13 protein-coding genes and 2 rRNA genes (1 of these 15 only partly in view) are annotated in these 14,349 nt (G+C 72.7%); 2 read left to right on the forward strand and 13 right to left on the reverse strand.

Features of this window, described 5'->3' with window-relative positions; translation table 11 throughout:
• Positions 1 to 209: 209 nt before the first annotated feature.
• The 5 genes from HB370_RS10125 to HB370_RS10145 form a co-directional block, all read right to left on the reverse strand.
• Positions 210 to 962 (reverse strand): hypothetical protein, encoded by a 753-nt coding sequence (locus HB370_RS10125; RefSeq protein ID WP_030790633.1) that lies wholly within the window; start codon positions 960 to 962, stop codon positions 210 to 212.
• Between the two features lie 78 nt (positions 963 to 1,040).
• On the reverse strand, positions 1,041 to 2,783 hold the full coding sequence (gene recN, locus HB370_RS10130) for a DNA repair protein RecN (protein ID WP_030790636.1): 1,743 nt from the start codon (positions 2,781 to 2,783) through the stop codon (positions 1,041 to 1,043).
• Between the two features lie 39 nt (positions 2,784 to 2,822).
• Positions 2,823 to 3,740, reverse strand: a complete 918-nt coding sequence (locus HB370_RS10135) for an NAD kinase (RefSeq protein ID WP_030790638.1) — start codon at positions 3,738 to 3,740, stop codon at positions 2,823 to 2,825.
• On the reverse strand, positions 3,737 to 4,552 hold the full coding sequence (locus tag HB370_RS10140; RefSeq protein WP_030790641.1) for a TlyA family RNA methyltransferase: 816 nt from the start codon (positions 4,550 to 4,552) through the stop codon (positions 3,737 to 3,739). The genes HB370_RS10135 and HB370_RS10140 overlap by 4 nt, the downstream gene beginning before the upstream one ends.
• A 23-nt stretch (positions 4,553 to 4,575) precedes the next feature.
• The gene (locus tag HB370_RS10145; protein WP_030790643.1) at positions 4,576 to 4,857 is read right to left on the reverse strand and encodes a hypothetical protein; all 282 of its coding nucleotides are present in this window, start codon (positions 4,855 to 4,857) and stop codon (positions 4,576 to 4,578) included.
• Positions 4,858 to 4,899: 42 nt separating this feature from the next.
• Between HB370_RS10145 and HB370_RS10150 the strand changes: the two genes are divergently transcribed.
• Positions 4,900 to 5,247, forward strand: a complete 348-nt coding sequence (locus HB370_RS10150; RefSeq protein WP_030790645.1) for a sterol-binding protein — start codon at positions 4,900 to 4,902, stop codon at positions 5,245 to 5,247.
• On the opposite strand, the gene HB370_RS10155 is transcribed toward HB370_RS10150, so the two are convergent.
• The 4 genes from HB370_RS10155 to HB370_RS10170 form a co-directional block, all read right to left on the reverse strand.
• On the reverse strand, positions 5,231 to 6,073 hold the full coding sequence (locus tag HB370_RS10155; protein WP_106980769.1) for an ABC transporter ATP-binding protein: 843 nt from the start codon (positions 6,071 to 6,073) through the stop codon (positions 5,231 to 5,233). The genes HB370_RS10150 and HB370_RS10155 overlap by 17 nt on opposite strands.
• Positions 6,070 to 7,116, reverse strand: coding sequence for an iron chelate uptake ABC transporter family permease subunit (locus HB370_RS10160; protein ID WP_030790648.1), 1,047 nt, complete (start codon positions 7,114 to 7,116; stop codon positions 6,070 to 6,072). Before HB370_RS10160 ends, HB370_RS10155 begins: the two co-directional genes overlap by 4 nt.
• Positions 7,113 to 8,156: an iron ABC transporter permease gene (locus tag HB370_RS10165; RefSeq protein WP_030790649.1), complete on the reverse strand. Its 1,044-nt coding sequence runs from the start codon at positions 8,154 to 8,156 to the stop codon at positions 7,113 to 7,115. Before HB370_RS10165 ends, HB370_RS10160 begins: the two co-directional genes overlap by 4 nt.
• Before the next feature lie 171 nt (positions 8,157 to 8,327).
• The gene (locus HB370_RS10170; RefSeq protein ID WP_030790651.1) at positions 8,328 to 9,356 is read right to left on the reverse strand and encodes an HAD hydrolase-like protein; all 1,029 of its coding nucleotides are present in this window, start codon (positions 9,354 to 9,356) and stop codon (positions 8,328 to 8,330) included.
• A gap of 74 nt (positions 9,357 to 9,430) precedes the next feature.
• Between HB370_RS10170 and HB370_RS10175 the strand changes: the two genes are divergently transcribed.
• The gene (locus HB370_RS10175) at positions 9,431 to 10,825 is read left to right on the forward strand and encodes a DUF1015 domain-containing protein (RefSeq protein WP_030790653.1); all 1,395 of its coding nucleotides are present in this window, start codon (positions 9,431 to 9,433) and stop codon (positions 10,823 to 10,825) included.
• Positions 10,826 to 10,901: 76 nt separating this feature from the next.
• Here the strand turns inward: HB370_RS10175 and HB370_RS41340 are convergent, their stop codons facing one another.
• From HB370_RS41340 to HB370_RS10190, 4 genes are all read right to left on the reverse strand, one after another.
• Positions 10,902 to 11,678 (reverse strand): tetratricopeptide repeat protein, encoded by a 777-nt coding sequence (locus HB370_RS41340; RefSeq protein WP_208974513.1) that lies wholly within the window; start codon positions 11,676 to 11,678, stop codon positions 10,902 to 10,904.
• Positions 11,570 to 12,793 (reverse strand): hypothetical protein, encoded by a 1,224-nt coding sequence (locus tag HB370_RS41345; protein ID WP_244406020.1) that lies wholly within the window; start codon positions 12,791 to 12,793, stop codon positions 11,570 to 11,572. Before HB370_RS41345 ends, HB370_RS41340 begins: the two co-directional genes overlap by 109 nt.
• 160 nt (positions 12,794 to 12,953) lie before the next feature.
• Positions 12,954 to 13,070, reverse strand: a 5S ribosomal RNA gene (rrf, locus tag HB370_RS10185).
• A 109-nt stretch (positions 13,071 to 13,179) separates the two neighbouring features.
• Positions 13,180 to 14,349, reverse strand: a 23S ribosomal RNA gene (locus HB370_RS10190); it runs 1,953 nt beyond the window's last position.

Raw genomic sequence — 14,349 nt, forward strand, 5'->3', positions numbered from 1 at the left:
AGCGCAGCCCGCGCGCCTCCCCCGCGGACCGTCCGGGCCCGCTGTCCGCCCGTGTTCCCCGCCAAGCATGCCAGGGCACACGGCCGTTCAGGGAAGATCCGGGAGGGCGCATCGTGCGGCGGGCCGGGGCAATGCGCCGGAGCACATCACCCACACGGGTGAGGGAGGGGCAGCCCTGAACGGGCCGTACGCGCGGGCATACGGCGAGGTCAGCCGGGCAGGGCACGCGCCAGGGCGCTCACCCGGTCCCCGCAGCAGGCCGCGGCGACCAGCGCGACGGCGTGCACGAGCAGTCCCGCGCGCCGGTTTCCCGCGACCACGGCCGCCCCCAGCGCGGCACCGAGCGCGTGCGCCCCCGTGTCCCCGAGCATCACCCGCTCCCCCGCGTCGTCGGGCAGCACGGCCGCGGCGGCGCCCATCGCCCCGGCGGCCAGCCGCGCCCCGGGCCCCTCGCGCAGCAGCCCGGGCGCCCCGAGCGCGAGCACGGCGCCGGCGGCCCGGCCCGGCCGTACGTCGAGCAGGTTCACGAGATGGGCGCTCCCGGCGATGACGACCCCGGCGAGCAGCTTGTCGGCCGGCCGCTCCTTCAGCACGGCGCCCGCGGCCAGCCCCGCCGCCGCGATCCCGAACAGTTTCACGGCCCCGCTGGTGATCTCCCCGTGCCGCAGCGCCCGCAGATGGGCCCGGAACCCGCGCCGGTGGTCCCCGGCGACATCGTCGTACGCCCCGCACGCCCCGGCGGCCAGCACCGCGGCCCCGGCCGCGGGATGCACCCGGGCGGCGGCGATCCCGGCCCCCACCGCCACGGCGGGCCCGGCGTACAGCCCGACGGCCCTCCCGGCGTGGTTGGTCCGCTCCCAGCGCGCACGTCCGCCGGGCGGCGCGGCGCGCAGCACGGCCTGGCCGGCCCGGGTGAGCGCGGCGGCGAGGAGCAGGGGGCGGCACGTCCGCTTGTCGATCATGCCGCCCACCTTAGGAAACGACTCGGAACCGGGCCGCACCCGACCGCCCCCCCCGCCAGACGCCCGGTGCCGCCCCCGCTACACCTCCGCCCGCGCCGTAGCCAGCAGTTCCTCCGCGTGGGCGCGGGCCGCTTCCGAGTTTTCCTGGCCCGCCAGCATGCGGGACAGCTCGCGGACGCGTTCCTCGCCCTCCAGGACCTTGACGCCGGAGCGGGTCACGGAGCCGTCGTTGGTCTTCTCCACCAGCAGCTGACGGTCGGCGAACGCGGCGACCTGGGGCAGGTGGGTGACCACGACGACCTGCGCGGTCTTGGCGAGCTTCGCCAGGCGCCGGCCGATCTCGACCGCGGCCTTGCCGCCGACCCCGGCGTCCACCTCGTCGAACAGGTACGTCGGGACCGGATCGGTGCCCGCGAAGACGACCTCGACCGCGAGCATCACCCGGGACAGCTCACCGCCGGAGGCGCCCTTGGCGATGGGCCGCGCCGGGGCGCCCGGGTGCGGGGCGAGCAGCAGTTCGACCTCGTCGACGCCCGACGGGCCGTAGGCGACCGTCCGCCCGCCGACCTCGACGCCCTCGGGGTCGTCGGTCTGCCGGATGTCGAAGGACACGCGCGCGTGGGGCATGGCCAGCGAGGCCAGTTCGGCGGTGACGGCCGCGGCGAACCGTTCGGCGGCCTCGGTCCGCGCGTCGGTCAGCCGCTGCGCGAGGACGCCCAGTTCGCTCCGGAGCGCGTCGCGCTCGGCGGTCAGCTCGGTGATCCGCTCGTCGTCGCCGTCCAGCTCGGTGAGCCGGGCGGCGCCGTGCTCGGCCCAGGCGAGGACCGCGTCGATGTCCTCGCCGTACTTGCGGGTCAGCGCGGTCAGCGCGGCCCGGCGTTCCTCCACGGCGGCCAGCCGCAGCGGGTCGGCGTCGAGATCGTCGGCGTATCCGGCCAGCTCACCGGCCACGTCGGTGAGCAGGATGCCGATCTCCCCGATCCGGTCGGCGAGCGCGGCCAGCGCCGGGTCGTGCGCCCGTACGGCCTCCAGGGCGCGGTGTGCGCCCGCGACCAGGGTCGAGGCGTCGATCCCCTCGGGGTCCTCCGGGTTGCCCGCCAGGGCGGCGTGCGCGGCCGTCGCGGCGGACGACAGCGCCTCGGCATGCCCGAGCCGTCCGGCCTCCTCGGCCAGCTCGGCGTCCTCGCCGGGCCGGGGCTCCACGGCGGCGATCTCGTCGAGGCCGTAGCGCAGCATGTCGGCTTCCTGCGCCCGCTCCCGCGCGCGCGTGGTGATCTCCTCCAGCTCGGCGGAGACGGCCCGCAGCCGCCGGTAGGCCCCGGTGTACTCGGCGAGCGGCACGGCGACGGCGTCGCCCGCGTACCGGTCGAGCGCCTGCCGCTGCCGGGACAGCTTCAGCAGCCCCTGCTGGTCGGTCTGGCCGTGCACGGCCACCAGGTCGTCGGCCAGCTCGGCGAGCAGCCCGACGGGCACGCTGCGCCCGCCCAGATGCGCCCGGGAGCGGCCCTCGGCGGAGACGGTACGGCTGATCAGCAGGGCGCCGTCGTCCAGCTCGGCCCCGGCCTCCTCGGCGCGTACGACGGCGGCGGCCGACGGGGGTACGGCGATCCGCCCCTCCACCACCGCCTTCTCCGCCCCGATCCGCACGAGCGCCGGGTCCGCCCGGCCGCCGAGCAGCAGCCCCAGGCTGGTGACCACCATGGTCTTGCCCGCACCCGTCTCACCGGTGACCGCGGTGAACCCCGGTGACAGCTCGACGACGGCATCGTCGATGACCCCGAGCGACCGTATCCGCATCTCCTCCAACACGGAACAGACCATACGAGGTCCGGGGCGGGCAGCGCACATGGCCCGCCTGTGTCACTCCGAGGAGTGGTGCGGCGCCCCCCGCCACCCGGTGGTCGGCAGGGCGAACTTCGCCACGAGCCGGTCGGTGAACGACGAGTGGTGCAACCGGGCCAGCCGCACCGGCACCGCCCCCCGGCGCACCTCCACCCGCGCCCCGGGCGGCAGCTCGACCGTGCGCCGGCCGTCGCACCACAGCACGCCCGGCGGGATGTGCGGCAGCACCTCCACCGCGAGCACCGAGTCCGGGGAGGTGACCAGCGGCTTGGCGAACAGCGCGTGCGCGCTGATCGGCACCATCAGCAGGGCCTCCACCTCCGGCCAGACCACCGGGCCGCCGGCGGAGAAGGCGTAGGCGGTGGATCCGGTGGGCGTGGACAGGATCACCCCGTCGCAGCCGAACTCCGACACCGGCCGCCCGTCGATCTCCAGCACGACCTCGAGCAGCTTCTCCGCGCCGGCCTTCTGCACGGCCGCCTCGTTCAGCGCCCAGTCGGTGTGCACGATGTCGCCGTTGCGGTGCACGACGACGTCGACGGTCATCCGCTCCTCGACCTCGTAGGAGCGGGCCACCACCCGGTCCACCACCCGGTCCAGGTCGTCCCGCTCGGCCTCCGCGAGGAATCCGACGCGCCCCAGGTTGACGCCGAGCATCGGCACCCCGGAGGCCCGCGCGAACTCGGCCCCGCGCAGCAGCGTGCCGTCACCGCCCAGCACGATCAGCAGCTCACAGCCGTCCAGGCACTGCGCGGTGGCCTCCTTGACGAGGTGCACCTCGTCCGGGAGCGGCAGGTCGCACGCCTCCTCCTCCAGCACCCGCACCCCGATGCCGTGCCGCAGCAGGCCCTTGACGACGAGTTCCGCGCTGCGGATCGCCGCGGGCCGCCCGGTGTGGGCGAGCAGGAAAACAGTACGCGCACGGTTCTGTGTCAACGCGGCCCCTCCGCCACTGCACGGTCGACGTCGGCCGGGTCCACCCGGGGTGCCCCCGCCCGCAGCCAGAGAAAGTATTCGACGTTCCCCGAGGGCCCGGGCAGCGGGCTGGCGGTGACCGACCGCACGCCGAGGCCCAGCTCCCACGCCTGCTCGGCCACTTTCCGCACGGTCTCCGCCCGCAGCTCGGGACTGCGTACGACACCACCGCTGCCGAGCCGGTCCTTGCCGACCTCGAACTGCGGCTTGACCATCATCACCAGGTCGGCGTCCGGCGTCACGCACCGCTTCAGGGCGGGCAGCACCAGTCCGAGCGGGATGAAGGACAGATCACCCACCACCAGCTCCACCGGCTCCCCGTCGATCGCCTCCAGCGTCAACTCGCGTACGTTCGTACGGTCCTTGACGGTGACGCGTTCATCCTGCTGCAGGGACCAGGCGAGCTGTCCGTAGCCTACGTCCACGGCGACGACATGCGCGGCGCCCGCACGCAGCAGGACATCGGTGAAGCCGCCGGTGGACGCGCCGGCGTCGAGCGCGCGCCGGCCCTCGACCACGAGCCCCTGCGGCACGAAGGCCTCCAGCGCGCCGGCCAGTTTGTGCCCGCCCCGGGAGACGTAGTCGGGATCGCTGTCGTCGGCCTGGACGACGATGGCGGCGGCGGTCTCCACCTGCGTGGCCGGCTTGGTCGCCACGGTCTTGCCGACGGTGACCCGCCCGGCGGCGATCAGCTGGCTGGCGTGCTCGCGCGAACGGGCGAGCTTCCGGCGGACCAGCTCCGCGTCGAGACGGCGGCGTGCGACTCCTGCCACGTTCGGTTCAGCTCCTGCTCTGGTTACGGTCTGCTGGGGTACGGCGTCGGGGGCGCCGGAGGTTCCGGGCGGGCGTCGAGCGCGGTGAGCGCGTCGCGCAGCCCCCGGAGTACATCCTCGTACACCTCGGCGTGTCCGTCGGTGGCGAGGTGGCCGGCGTCGGCCAGCCGCTCCAGACACGCGTCGACGCCCGCGTCGCCGGTCGGCGTGCGCGGGATGTTCAGGGGGGCCGGGGCGGCGGGCTCGGACGCCCGATCGGGCTCGGCCGGCGCCGCCGTACCGGCCTCGGACACGGACTCGCTCATGCCCCGACGCTACCCCGAACCGCTGCGGTACCGTCGGGGGCGATGGCCACGATCGAGGAGTGCCGCGCCGCGCTGGGGAAGCTTTCGGACAACATGCTGGGGGCCGAGGGCGAGGTCCGCGCGGCCGCCGCGCTGGAGCGCTCGGTGAGCTGCCACATCACCGACCTGGACGTCACCTTCGCCGGCCGGATGACGGGCGGACGGATCGAGGTGGACGCCACCCGTCCCGGCCCGCCATGGGAGAAGGCGCAGATCAGGCTCGCCCTGGCCGGGGACGACCTGGTGGCCCTGGTGGACGGCGAGCTGAACTTCGCGACCGCCTGGGGCAAGGGCCGGGTCCGGCTGGAGGCGAGCCTGCTGGATCTGTTCCGGCTCAGGAAGCTGCTGTGAGCCGTGCCTTGCGGGCGGCGGGCACGACCAGCGGGGTGCCCGTCTCCGGGTCGTCGATCACCTGACAGCGCAGTCCGAACACCTCTTCCACCAGGTCGGCGGTGACGATGTCGCCCGGCGCGCCCTCGGCGATCACCTTCCCGCCGCGCAGGGCGATGAGATGGGTGGCGTAGCGGGCGGCGTGGTTGAGGTCGTGCAGCACCGCCACCAGCGTCCGGCCCTGCTCCTCGTGCAGCTCGGCGCACAGGTCGAGGACGTCGATCTGGTGCTGGATGTCCAGGTAGGTGGTCGGCTCGTCCAGGAGCAGCAGCGGGGTCTGCTGGGCGAGCGCCATGGCGATCCACACCCGCTGCCGCTGCCCGCCGGACAGCTCGTCCACGTACCGGTCGGCCAGCTCGGCCACGCCGGTCTGCCGCATCGACTCCTGGACGACCCGCTCGTCCTCGGCCGACCACTGGCGCAGCAGGCCCTGGTGCGGGTAGCGGCCCCGGCCGACGAGGTCGGCGACCGTGATGCCGTCGGGCGCGACGGCCGTCTGGGGCAGCAGGCCGAGGGTGCGGGCGACCTTCTTCGCGGGCATCGACTGGATGGCCTGTCCGTCCAGCAGCACTCGGCCCTCGCTGGGCTTGAGCATCCGCGACAGCGCCCGCAGCAGCGTCGACTTGCCGCAGGCGTTCGGGCCGACGATCACCGTGAAGGAGTGGTCGGGGATCTCCACCGACAGCTGCTCGGCGATGACTCGCTGGTCGTAGGCGAGGGTGACGTTCTCGGCGGACAGGCGGTTCACAGTGCTCCTCGGATTGTTCGTCGGGCCGGCCGGGGTCATATCCGGCCCGCCCGGCGCTCGGTGACCAGCAGCCACAGCAGGTAGACGCCGCCGAGCACGCCGGTGACCACGCCGACGGGCAGCTGGTCGGCGCCGAAGGCGCGCTGGGAGGCCCAGTCGGCGGCGACCAGCAGGGTCGCGCCCATGCACAGGGACGGCACGAGGTTGGGCCCCGGCGAGCGGGTCAGCCGGCGGGCGAGCTGCGGCGCGGTCAGCGCGACGAAGCTGACGGGGCCGGCGGCGGCCGTGGCGGCGGCGGTGAGCAGGACGGCGCTGACCATGAGCAGCAGCCGCACCCACTGGACGCGCACGCCGAGCGCGTTGGAGATGTCGTCGCCCATCTCCATCATCCGCAGACCGCGGGCGTTGACGAGGACCAGCGGGACGAGGACGGCGCACAGCGCGAGCAGCGGCCACACCTGCTCCCAGTCCCGGCCGTTGAGGGAACCCGTCATCCACACCACCGCGCGGGCGGCGTCGACCAGGTCGGCCTTGGTGAGCAGATAGCCGTTGACGGCCGTCATGACCGCGTTGACGCCGATGCCGACCAGCACCATCCGGTAGCCGTGCACGCCCTGCTTCCAGGCGAGCAGATAGACGGCCAGACCGGTCGCGAGGCCGCCGGCCAGCGCGCCGACGGTCACCTGGGAGGCGCTGCCGGACAGCAGCACGATCACGACCAGCGCGCCGGCCGTGGAGCCCTGCGACAGGCCGAGCACGTCCGGGCTGCCCAGCGGGTTGCGGGAGATCGACTGGAACAGGGCGCCGCCGAGGCCGAGACAGGCGCCGACCAGCAGACCGACGAGGACCCGGGGCAGGCGCAGTTCGTTGACGATGAAGTCCTGGTAGGCGGTGCCGTTCCCGGCGAGCGTCCGCAGTACGTCGGCCGCCGGGATCTTCGCGTCGCCGGTCCCGATCAGGGCGACCCCGGCGGCGCCGGCGGCGACCAGCAGCAGCACGACGACGGTCAGGGCACGCGGGTCCAGGCGCACGGAGAGCCCGCCGGGGGTGCGTACGGCACGGCTCCTGGAGTGGGTCTTCACAGCTGGGCCGTCCTCCGCCGTCGTACGAGAAAGATGAAGACCGGGCCGCCGATGACCGCGGTGACGATGCCGACCTGGAGCTCGGCGGGCCGGGCCACGACCCGGCCGAGGACATCGGAGCCGAGCAGCAGCACGGGCGCGAGGACGGTGGCGTACGGCAGGATCCAGCGCAGGTCGGGGCCGGTGAAGGAGCGCACGACGTGCGGCACCATCAGGCCGACGAACATGATCGGGCCGCAGGCGGCGGTCGCGGCACCGCACAGCACCACGGCGGACAGCATGGCCAGCGCGCGGGTGCGGTCGAGGTTGGCGCCGAGGGCGCGGGCGGTGTCGTCACCCATCTCCACCGCGTTCAGCGGCCGGGCCAGCGCCAGCGCCAGCACCGTGCCGACCGCGAGGAACGGCAGCACCTGCACGATGGTCGAGTCGCTGGCCGAGACCAGCGAACCCACCGTCCAGAAGCGCATCTTGCCCAGGGCCGCGCCGTCCGTGATCATCACGGCCTGGAGATAGCCGTACAGGGCCGCGGTGATCGCCGTACCGGCGAGCGCGAGCCGCACCGGGGTGGCGCCCCGGCTGCCGCCGAGGAACCACACCAGCCCGCCGACCGCCGCCGCGCCCAGGAACGCGAACCACACATAGCCCGTCAGGCTGGTGACGCCGAGATAGGTCATGGCCGTGACGACGGCGGCGGAGGCGCCCGCGTTGATGCCGAGCAGCCCGGGGTCGGCCAGCGGGTTGCGGGTCAGCGCCTGGAGCACCGCGCCGGACAGCCCGAGCGCGGCACCGACCAGCAGGCCGAGCACCGTGCGCGAGAGCCGCTCGCCCACGACCACGTCGCCGTACGTGCCCGTGTCGTGGAACAGGCCGTGCCAGACCTGGTCCGGTGACAGCCCTTTCGCCCCGACCGCGATGCTCGCCAGGGCGACGAGCACCAGGAGCACGGCCGAGAGCAGGAGCCCAAGGGCCCTGGCCACATGGCGGGTTGGGGGCGCGGGGGCGTGCTCCGCGCGCTGTTCCGGAGGACTGTCGACCAACACGAGGTTAGGTTAGCCTACCCTGCTCTGCTTCTCGATCCCCGGCCGCGACAATCCCGGCCGGGGCCGCGACAATCCCGGCCGGGGAACTGCCCGCAGCCGGGACGGCCGGAGAGCGGCGCCCCGGGCCGGACGGTCGAAACAGCCCTGGGGTGACTACCCCGGCCGGGCCCGTCAAAGCCCCAGCCGGGCCAGCGCCTTGCCGCCGTCCAGCGCGCAGGAGCCCTCGCCGGCCGCCGTCCAGGCCGCCGCGCACAGCGCCCGCAGCCCGTCCTGTGCCTCGCCGTCGCCCGTCAGTTCCAGCCGGTCGGCCCCGGCCGTCGCCGTCCAGCCGCCGCAGCGGAACCCGGCCCCGTCCCCGGTGACCTCCGGCTGCCCGGTGAGCAGCCCGCGCAGATCCGCGTCCACATAGGTCGGCCGGTGCTGCGGCGGCGCGGCGAGCAGCTGCGCCCCGTCGGTGACACCGGTCAGCACCAGCAGCGAGTCGACCCCGCCGTTGAACGCGCCCTCGATGTCGGTGTCCAGCCGGTCCCCGACCACCAGCGGGCGCTCGGCACCGGTCCGGATGATCGTCTCCCGGTGCATCGGGGGCAGCGGCTTGCCCGCGACCTGCGGCTCGGCGCCGGTCGCGATCCGTACGACCTCCACGGCCGCCCCGTTGCCCGGCGCGATGCCCCGCCCGCTGGGAATCGTCAGGTCGGTGTTGGACGCGAACCACGGCACGCCCCGGCGGACGGCGTACGACGCCTCCGCGAACCGGCCCCACGGCAGGTCCGGCCCGCCGTAGCCCTGGACGACCGCCGCCGGGTCGTCGTCCGCCGACTCCACCGGCACCAGGCCGCGCTCGCGCAGCGCCACCCTGAGCCCCTCGCCGCCGATCACCAGCACCCGCGCCCCGGCCGGCACCTGCTCGCTGATCAGCCGGGCGACGGCCTGCGCGGAGGTGATGACGTCGTCCGCGCCGGTCGGTATGCCCAGCTCCGTCAGGTGCGCGGCCACCGTGTCCGGGGTGCGCAGCGCGTTGTTGGTGACGTATGCCAGCCGCATGCCGCCCGAGCGGGCCACCGCCAGCGAGTCGACCGCGTGCGCGATCGCGCTGCCACCCGCGTAGACCACCCCGTCCAGGTCGAGCAGCGCCGTGTCGTACGCCTCGCTCAGGGGCTGCCCACTGCCCTCGGGCCTGGTCCTGACGCCTTGGCTCATGTCCGTATCGCTCCTCGTAGACTCGCCTTTCCCCCGATCATCCCGCATGCCGCCGACACACGTACGATGCCGGGATGAAGACAGCAGGTCACTCGGAGGCAACGACGCGCCGCGGCCTGGAACTCACCCCGTTCCGTGGCCTGCGTTACGACCCCGACCGGGTCGGCAGCCTCGCCTCCGTCACCTCCCCTCCCTACGACGTCGTCGTACGGCCCGACGGCCTGCACCACCTCGAGTCGGCCGATCCGCACAACATCGTCCGGCTGATCCTGCCGCAGGCCGGCACCCCCAGCGCCCGCACCGAGCAGGCCGCCGACACCCTGCGCCGCTGGCTGGCCGAGGGCATCCTCGTCGCCGACCCGGATCCGGGCCTGTACGTGTACGAGCAGCAAGACGGCGACGGCATGCTCCAGCGCGGGATCATCGGCACGCTCCGGGTGACGGAGCCCGCCGAGGGCGTGGTGCTGCCGCACGAGGACGTCATGCCGCCCGTGGTCGCCGACCGCGCCGCCCTGATGCGCGCCACCCGCGCGAACCTGGAACCACTGCTGCTGACCTACCGGGGCGACGGCGTAATGGCCTCCGGTACGACGGCGGGGGTGGGCATCGGTACGCCGGCCGGCCCTGGCGCGGGTACGACGGCCGGGGTGGGCGTGGGTACTGCGGCCGAGGCGGGCACCGGTACGGCGGCCGAGGTGATCGAGCGTACGGCGAGCCGTCCGCCGCTGCTGGCCACCACCACCGAGGACGGCTTCCGGCACCGCCTGTGGTCCATCACCGACCCCGTCGACCTGGCCCGCGTCCAGAGCGACCTGGCCGGCCGCCAGGCACTGATCGCCGACGGCCACCACCGCTGGGCCACCTACCGGCGGCTGCGCCTGGAACACCCCTCGCCCAGCCCCTGGGACTACGGCCTGGTCCTGCTGGTCGACACCGTCCGCTATCCGCTGCGGGTCCGCGCCATCCACCGGCTGCTGCACGGCCTGCCGGTCGCGGACGCGCTGCGGGCGGTGGACGGCCTGTTCCGGGTACGGCGGCTCGACGCGCCCCTGCCGGAGGCCCTGGCGGCCCTTGCGGACGCGTCCTGCGCGGGCAACGCGTTCCTGCTGGCCGGTGACGGCGCCTTCCACCTCCTCGACCGCCCGGATCAGCAGCTGCTGGCCCGGACCGTCCCGGCGGACCGGCCGGCCGCCTGGCGCTCGCTGGACGCCACGGTGCTGCACGCCACGCTGCTGGAGCACGTGTGGCGCATCCCCGAGGACTCCCCGGCGCACATCGCGTACATCCACGACACGGCGGCGACGGTCGAGAAGGCGGAACGCGACGGCGGTACGGCCGTACTGATGCACCCGGTCCGCGAGGAGGTCGTACGCGACCTGGCCCGGCAGGGGGTGACGATGCCCCGCAAGTCGACGTCGTTCGGCCCGAAGCCGGCGTCGGGGCTGGTGCTGCGCGCACTGGAGATCTGAGCCGGGGCACGACCTGAAAACGAAAAGGGGGGCGGGCTCCCATGGAGCCCGCCCCCCTTTCAGGTGACTGCCGGCGTCAGTGCTTGTCGCCGTCCTCCGGAGAGGCGTCCGTGGATCCGGCCTCTTCCCCGGCCTCTTCCCCGGCCGCTTCACCGGGCTCGTCCGAGGCGTCCTCGGACAGGGCGTCGACGAACTCCACGCCGTCCAGCTCGGCGAGCCGGTCGGAGGCGTCCGTGCTGCCGTCCCGGTCGGCCTCGACGGCCTTCGCGAACCACTCCCGCGCCTCGCGCTCCCGGCCGGCGGCCAGCAGGGCGTCGGCGTAGGCGTAGCGCAGGCGCGCGGTCCAGGGCTGCACCGAGTTGGAGGCCAGCTCCGGGCTCTGGAGCGTCACGATGGCCGCGTCCAGCTGGCCCATGTCACGCCGGGCGCCGGCGGCGACGAGCCGCATCTCGACCTGCCCGGCCTTGTCCAGCTTGTGCACCTCCGGGGCGCCGGCCATGTCGAGTGCCTTCTCCGGCCGGCCGAGCCCGCGCTCGCAGTCGGCCATCAGCGGCCACAGCTCGACGGTGCCGGTCATCCGCCGGGCGGCCCGGAACTCGGCGAGGGCCTCGCTGTACTTCTGGGTCGCGTACGCGGCGAACCCGGCGGCCTCACGCACGGCGGCCACGCGGGACGCCAGGCGCAGGGCGACCTTGGAGTAGCCGTAGGCGCCCTCGGGGTCCTCGTCGATGAGCCGCGCGACCATCACCAGGTTCTTGGCGACGTCCTCCGCGAGCGTCTTGGGCAGGCTCTGCAGTTCCTGCCGGACGTCCTTGTCGATCTCGTCGCCGGTGACGTCCTCCGGGATCGGCAGCCGCTTGATCGGCTCCCGGTCGCGGTCCCGGTCCCGCTCGTCGCGGAACCGGCCACCGCCACGGCGGTCGTCCCGGCCGTCACGTCCCCGGAAGCCGCCGCCCGGCCGGCCACCGCGGTCGTCCCTGCGGGGCCCACGGCCGCCACGGTCGTCCCGTCCCCGGAAGCCGCCGCGCTCCCCACGGCTGTCGTCCCGCCGGAAGCCACCACGGTCGTCACGGCGGTCGTCACGGCGGTCGTCCCGGTTGTCGTCCCGACGGAAGCCGCCACGGTCATCGCGCCGGTCATCCCTGCGGAAGCCACCGCGGTCGTCGTCGCGGCGGTACGAGGGACGGTCGCCCCGGTCGTCGCGGCGGTCGTCCCGTCGGTCGTCGCGGCGGAAACCGCCACGGTCGTCACGCCGGTCGTCCCTGCGGTCATCACGCCGGTCGTCACGGCGGAAGCCACCACGGTCGTCACGCCGGTCATCGCGGCGGTCGTCCCGCTGGAATCCCGGACGCGCGCCCCGGTCGCCCTCACGGCGGAACCCACCACCACGGCTGTCGTCCCGACGGAAACCACCGCGATCGTCACGCCGGTCATCGCGGCGATCGTCACGGCGGAAGCCGCCGCGGTCGCCACGGTCGCGGTCGTCCCGTCGGTCGTCGCGACGGTCGTCACGGCGCCCGAAACCACCGCGGTGGTCGTCACGCCGTCCGTAGCCACCGCGGTCGTCGTCGCGGCGGTACGAGGGACGGTCGCCCCGGTCGTCGCGGCGGTCGTCCCGTCGGTCGTCGCGGCGGAAACCACCACGGTCGTCACGCCGGTCGTCCCTGCGGTCATCGCGCCGGTCGTCACGGCGGAAACCGCCACGGTCGTCACGCCGGTCATCGCGGCGGTCGTCCCGCTGGAATCCCGGACGCGCGCCCCGGTCGCCCTCACGGCGGAACCCACCACCACGGCTGTCGTCCCGACGGAAACCACCGCGATCGTCACGCCGGTCATCGCGGCGGTCACCACGGTCGCGATCGTCCCGCCGGCCGTAGCCGCCACGGTCGCTGCCGCGACGCTCGTTGTCACGGCGGTCGTTGTCGCGGTCCCGGCGGTCGTTGTCGCGCCGGAAGCCGCCTCGGTCACCCCGGTCACCACTGTCCCGTCGCCGCTGGTCGCGCTCCGGACGGTCGCCGGGAGAGTTGGTGGACATGGTGACTCCTGTCTGTGGTACCTCAAGCATTGTAAAAACAAAAGGACCCCTGGTCCCAGCTGAACGCTGGTGACCAGGGGTCCTCCAAAGATTGTTCGGCGGCGTCCTACTCTCCCACAGGGTCCCCCCTGCAGTACCATCGGCGCTGTGAGGCTTAGCTTCCGGGTTCGGAATGTAACCGGGCGTTTCCCTCACGCTATGACCACCGAAACCCTAATGGTTTCGAGCGAACAAGCACACTCTTTACTTGTGTCTCGGTTCAGCTCTGAGCCGGCAACCGTTCGTTGCCTCAGAACATACACAGTGGACGCGAGCATCAATGGACAAGCCCTCGGCCTATTAGTACCGGTCACCTCCACACGTTACCGTGCTTCCAGATCCGGCCTATCAACCCAGTCGTCTACTGGGAGCCTTACCCCATCAAGTGGGTGGGAGTCCTCATCTCGAAGCAGGCTTCCCGCTTAGATGCTTTCAGCGGTTATCCCTCCCGAACGTAGCCAACCAGCCATGCCCTTGGCAGAACAACTGGCACACCAGAGGTTCGTCCGTCCCGGTCCTCTCGTACTAGGGACAGCCCTTCTCAAGACTCCTACGCGCACAGCGGATAGGGACCGAACTGTCTCACGACGTTCTAAACCCAGCTCGCGTACCGCTTTAATGGGCGAACAGCCCAACCCTTGGGACCGACTCCAGCCCCAGGATGCGACGAGCCGACATCGAGGTGCCAAACCATCCCGTCGATATGGACTCTTGGGGAAGATCAGCCTGTTATCCCCGGGGTACCTTTTATCCGTTGAGCGACGGCGCTTCCACAAGCCACCGCCGGATCACTAGTCCCGACTTTCGTCCCTGCTCGACCCGTCGGTCTCACAGTCAAGCTCCCTTGTGCACTTACACTCAACACCTGATTGCCAACCAGGCTGAGGGAACCTTTGGGCGCCTCCGTTACCCTTTAGGAGGCAACCGCCCCAGTTAAACTACCCATCAGACACTGTCCCTGATCCGGATCACGGACCCAGGTTAGACATCCAGCACGACCAGACTGGTATTTCAACGACGACTCCACCCACACTGGCGTGCGAGCTTCACAGTCTCCCAGCTATCCTACACAAGCCGAACCGAACACCAATATCAAACTGTAGTAAAGGTCCCGGGGTCTTTCCGTCCTGCTGCGCGAAACGAGCATCTTTACTCGTAGTGCAATTTCACCGGGCCTATGGTTGAGACAGTCGAGAAGTCGTTACGCCATTCGTGCAGGTCGGAACTTACCCGACAAGGAATTTCGCTACCTTAGGATGGTTATAGTTACCACCGCCGTTTACTGGCGCTTAAGTTCTCAGCTTCGCCCACCCGAAAGTGAGCTAACCGGTCCCCTTAACGTTCCAGCACCGGGCAGGCGTCAGTCCGTATACATCGCCTTACGGCTTCGCACGGACCTGTGTTTTTAGTAAACAGTCGCTTCTCGCTGGTCTCTGCGGCCACCCCCAGC

It is taken from the genome of Streptomyces sp. DSM 40868 (assembly GCF_011820545.1).
Classification (GTDB): Bacteria; Actinomycetota; Actinomycetes; order Streptomycetales; family Streptomycetaceae; genus Streptomyces; species Streptomyces eurythermus.

Coding starts and splice junctions, on each gene's coding strand:
- HB370_RS10125 (WP_030790633.1), bottom strand. CDS start 962: ATGATCGACAAGCGGACGTGCCGCCCCCTGCTCCTCGCCGCCGCGCTC.
- recN (WP_030790636.1), bottom strand. CDS start 2,783: ATGGTCTGTTCCGTGTTGGAGGAGATGCGGATACGGTCGCTCGGGGTC.
- HB370_RS10145 (WP_030790643.1), bottom strand. CDS start 4,857: ATGAGCGAGTCCGTGTCCGAGGCCGGTACGGCGGCGCCGGCCGAGCCC.
- HB370_RS10150 (WP_030790645.1), top strand. CDS start 4,900: ATGGCCACGATCGAGGAGTGCCGCGCCGCGCTGGGGAAGCTTTCGGAC.
- HB370_RS10155 (WP_106980769.1), bottom strand. CDS start 6,073: ATGACCCCGGCCGGCCCGACGAACAATCCGAGGAGCACTGTGAACCGC.
- HB370_RS10170 (WP_030790651.1), bottom strand. CDS start 9,356: ATGAGCCAAGGCGTCAGGACCAGGCCCGAGGGCAGTGGGCAGCCCCTG.
- HB370_RS10175 (WP_030790653.1), top strand. CDS start 9,431: ATGAAGACAGCAGGTCACTCGGAGGCAACGACGCGCCGCGGCCTGGAA.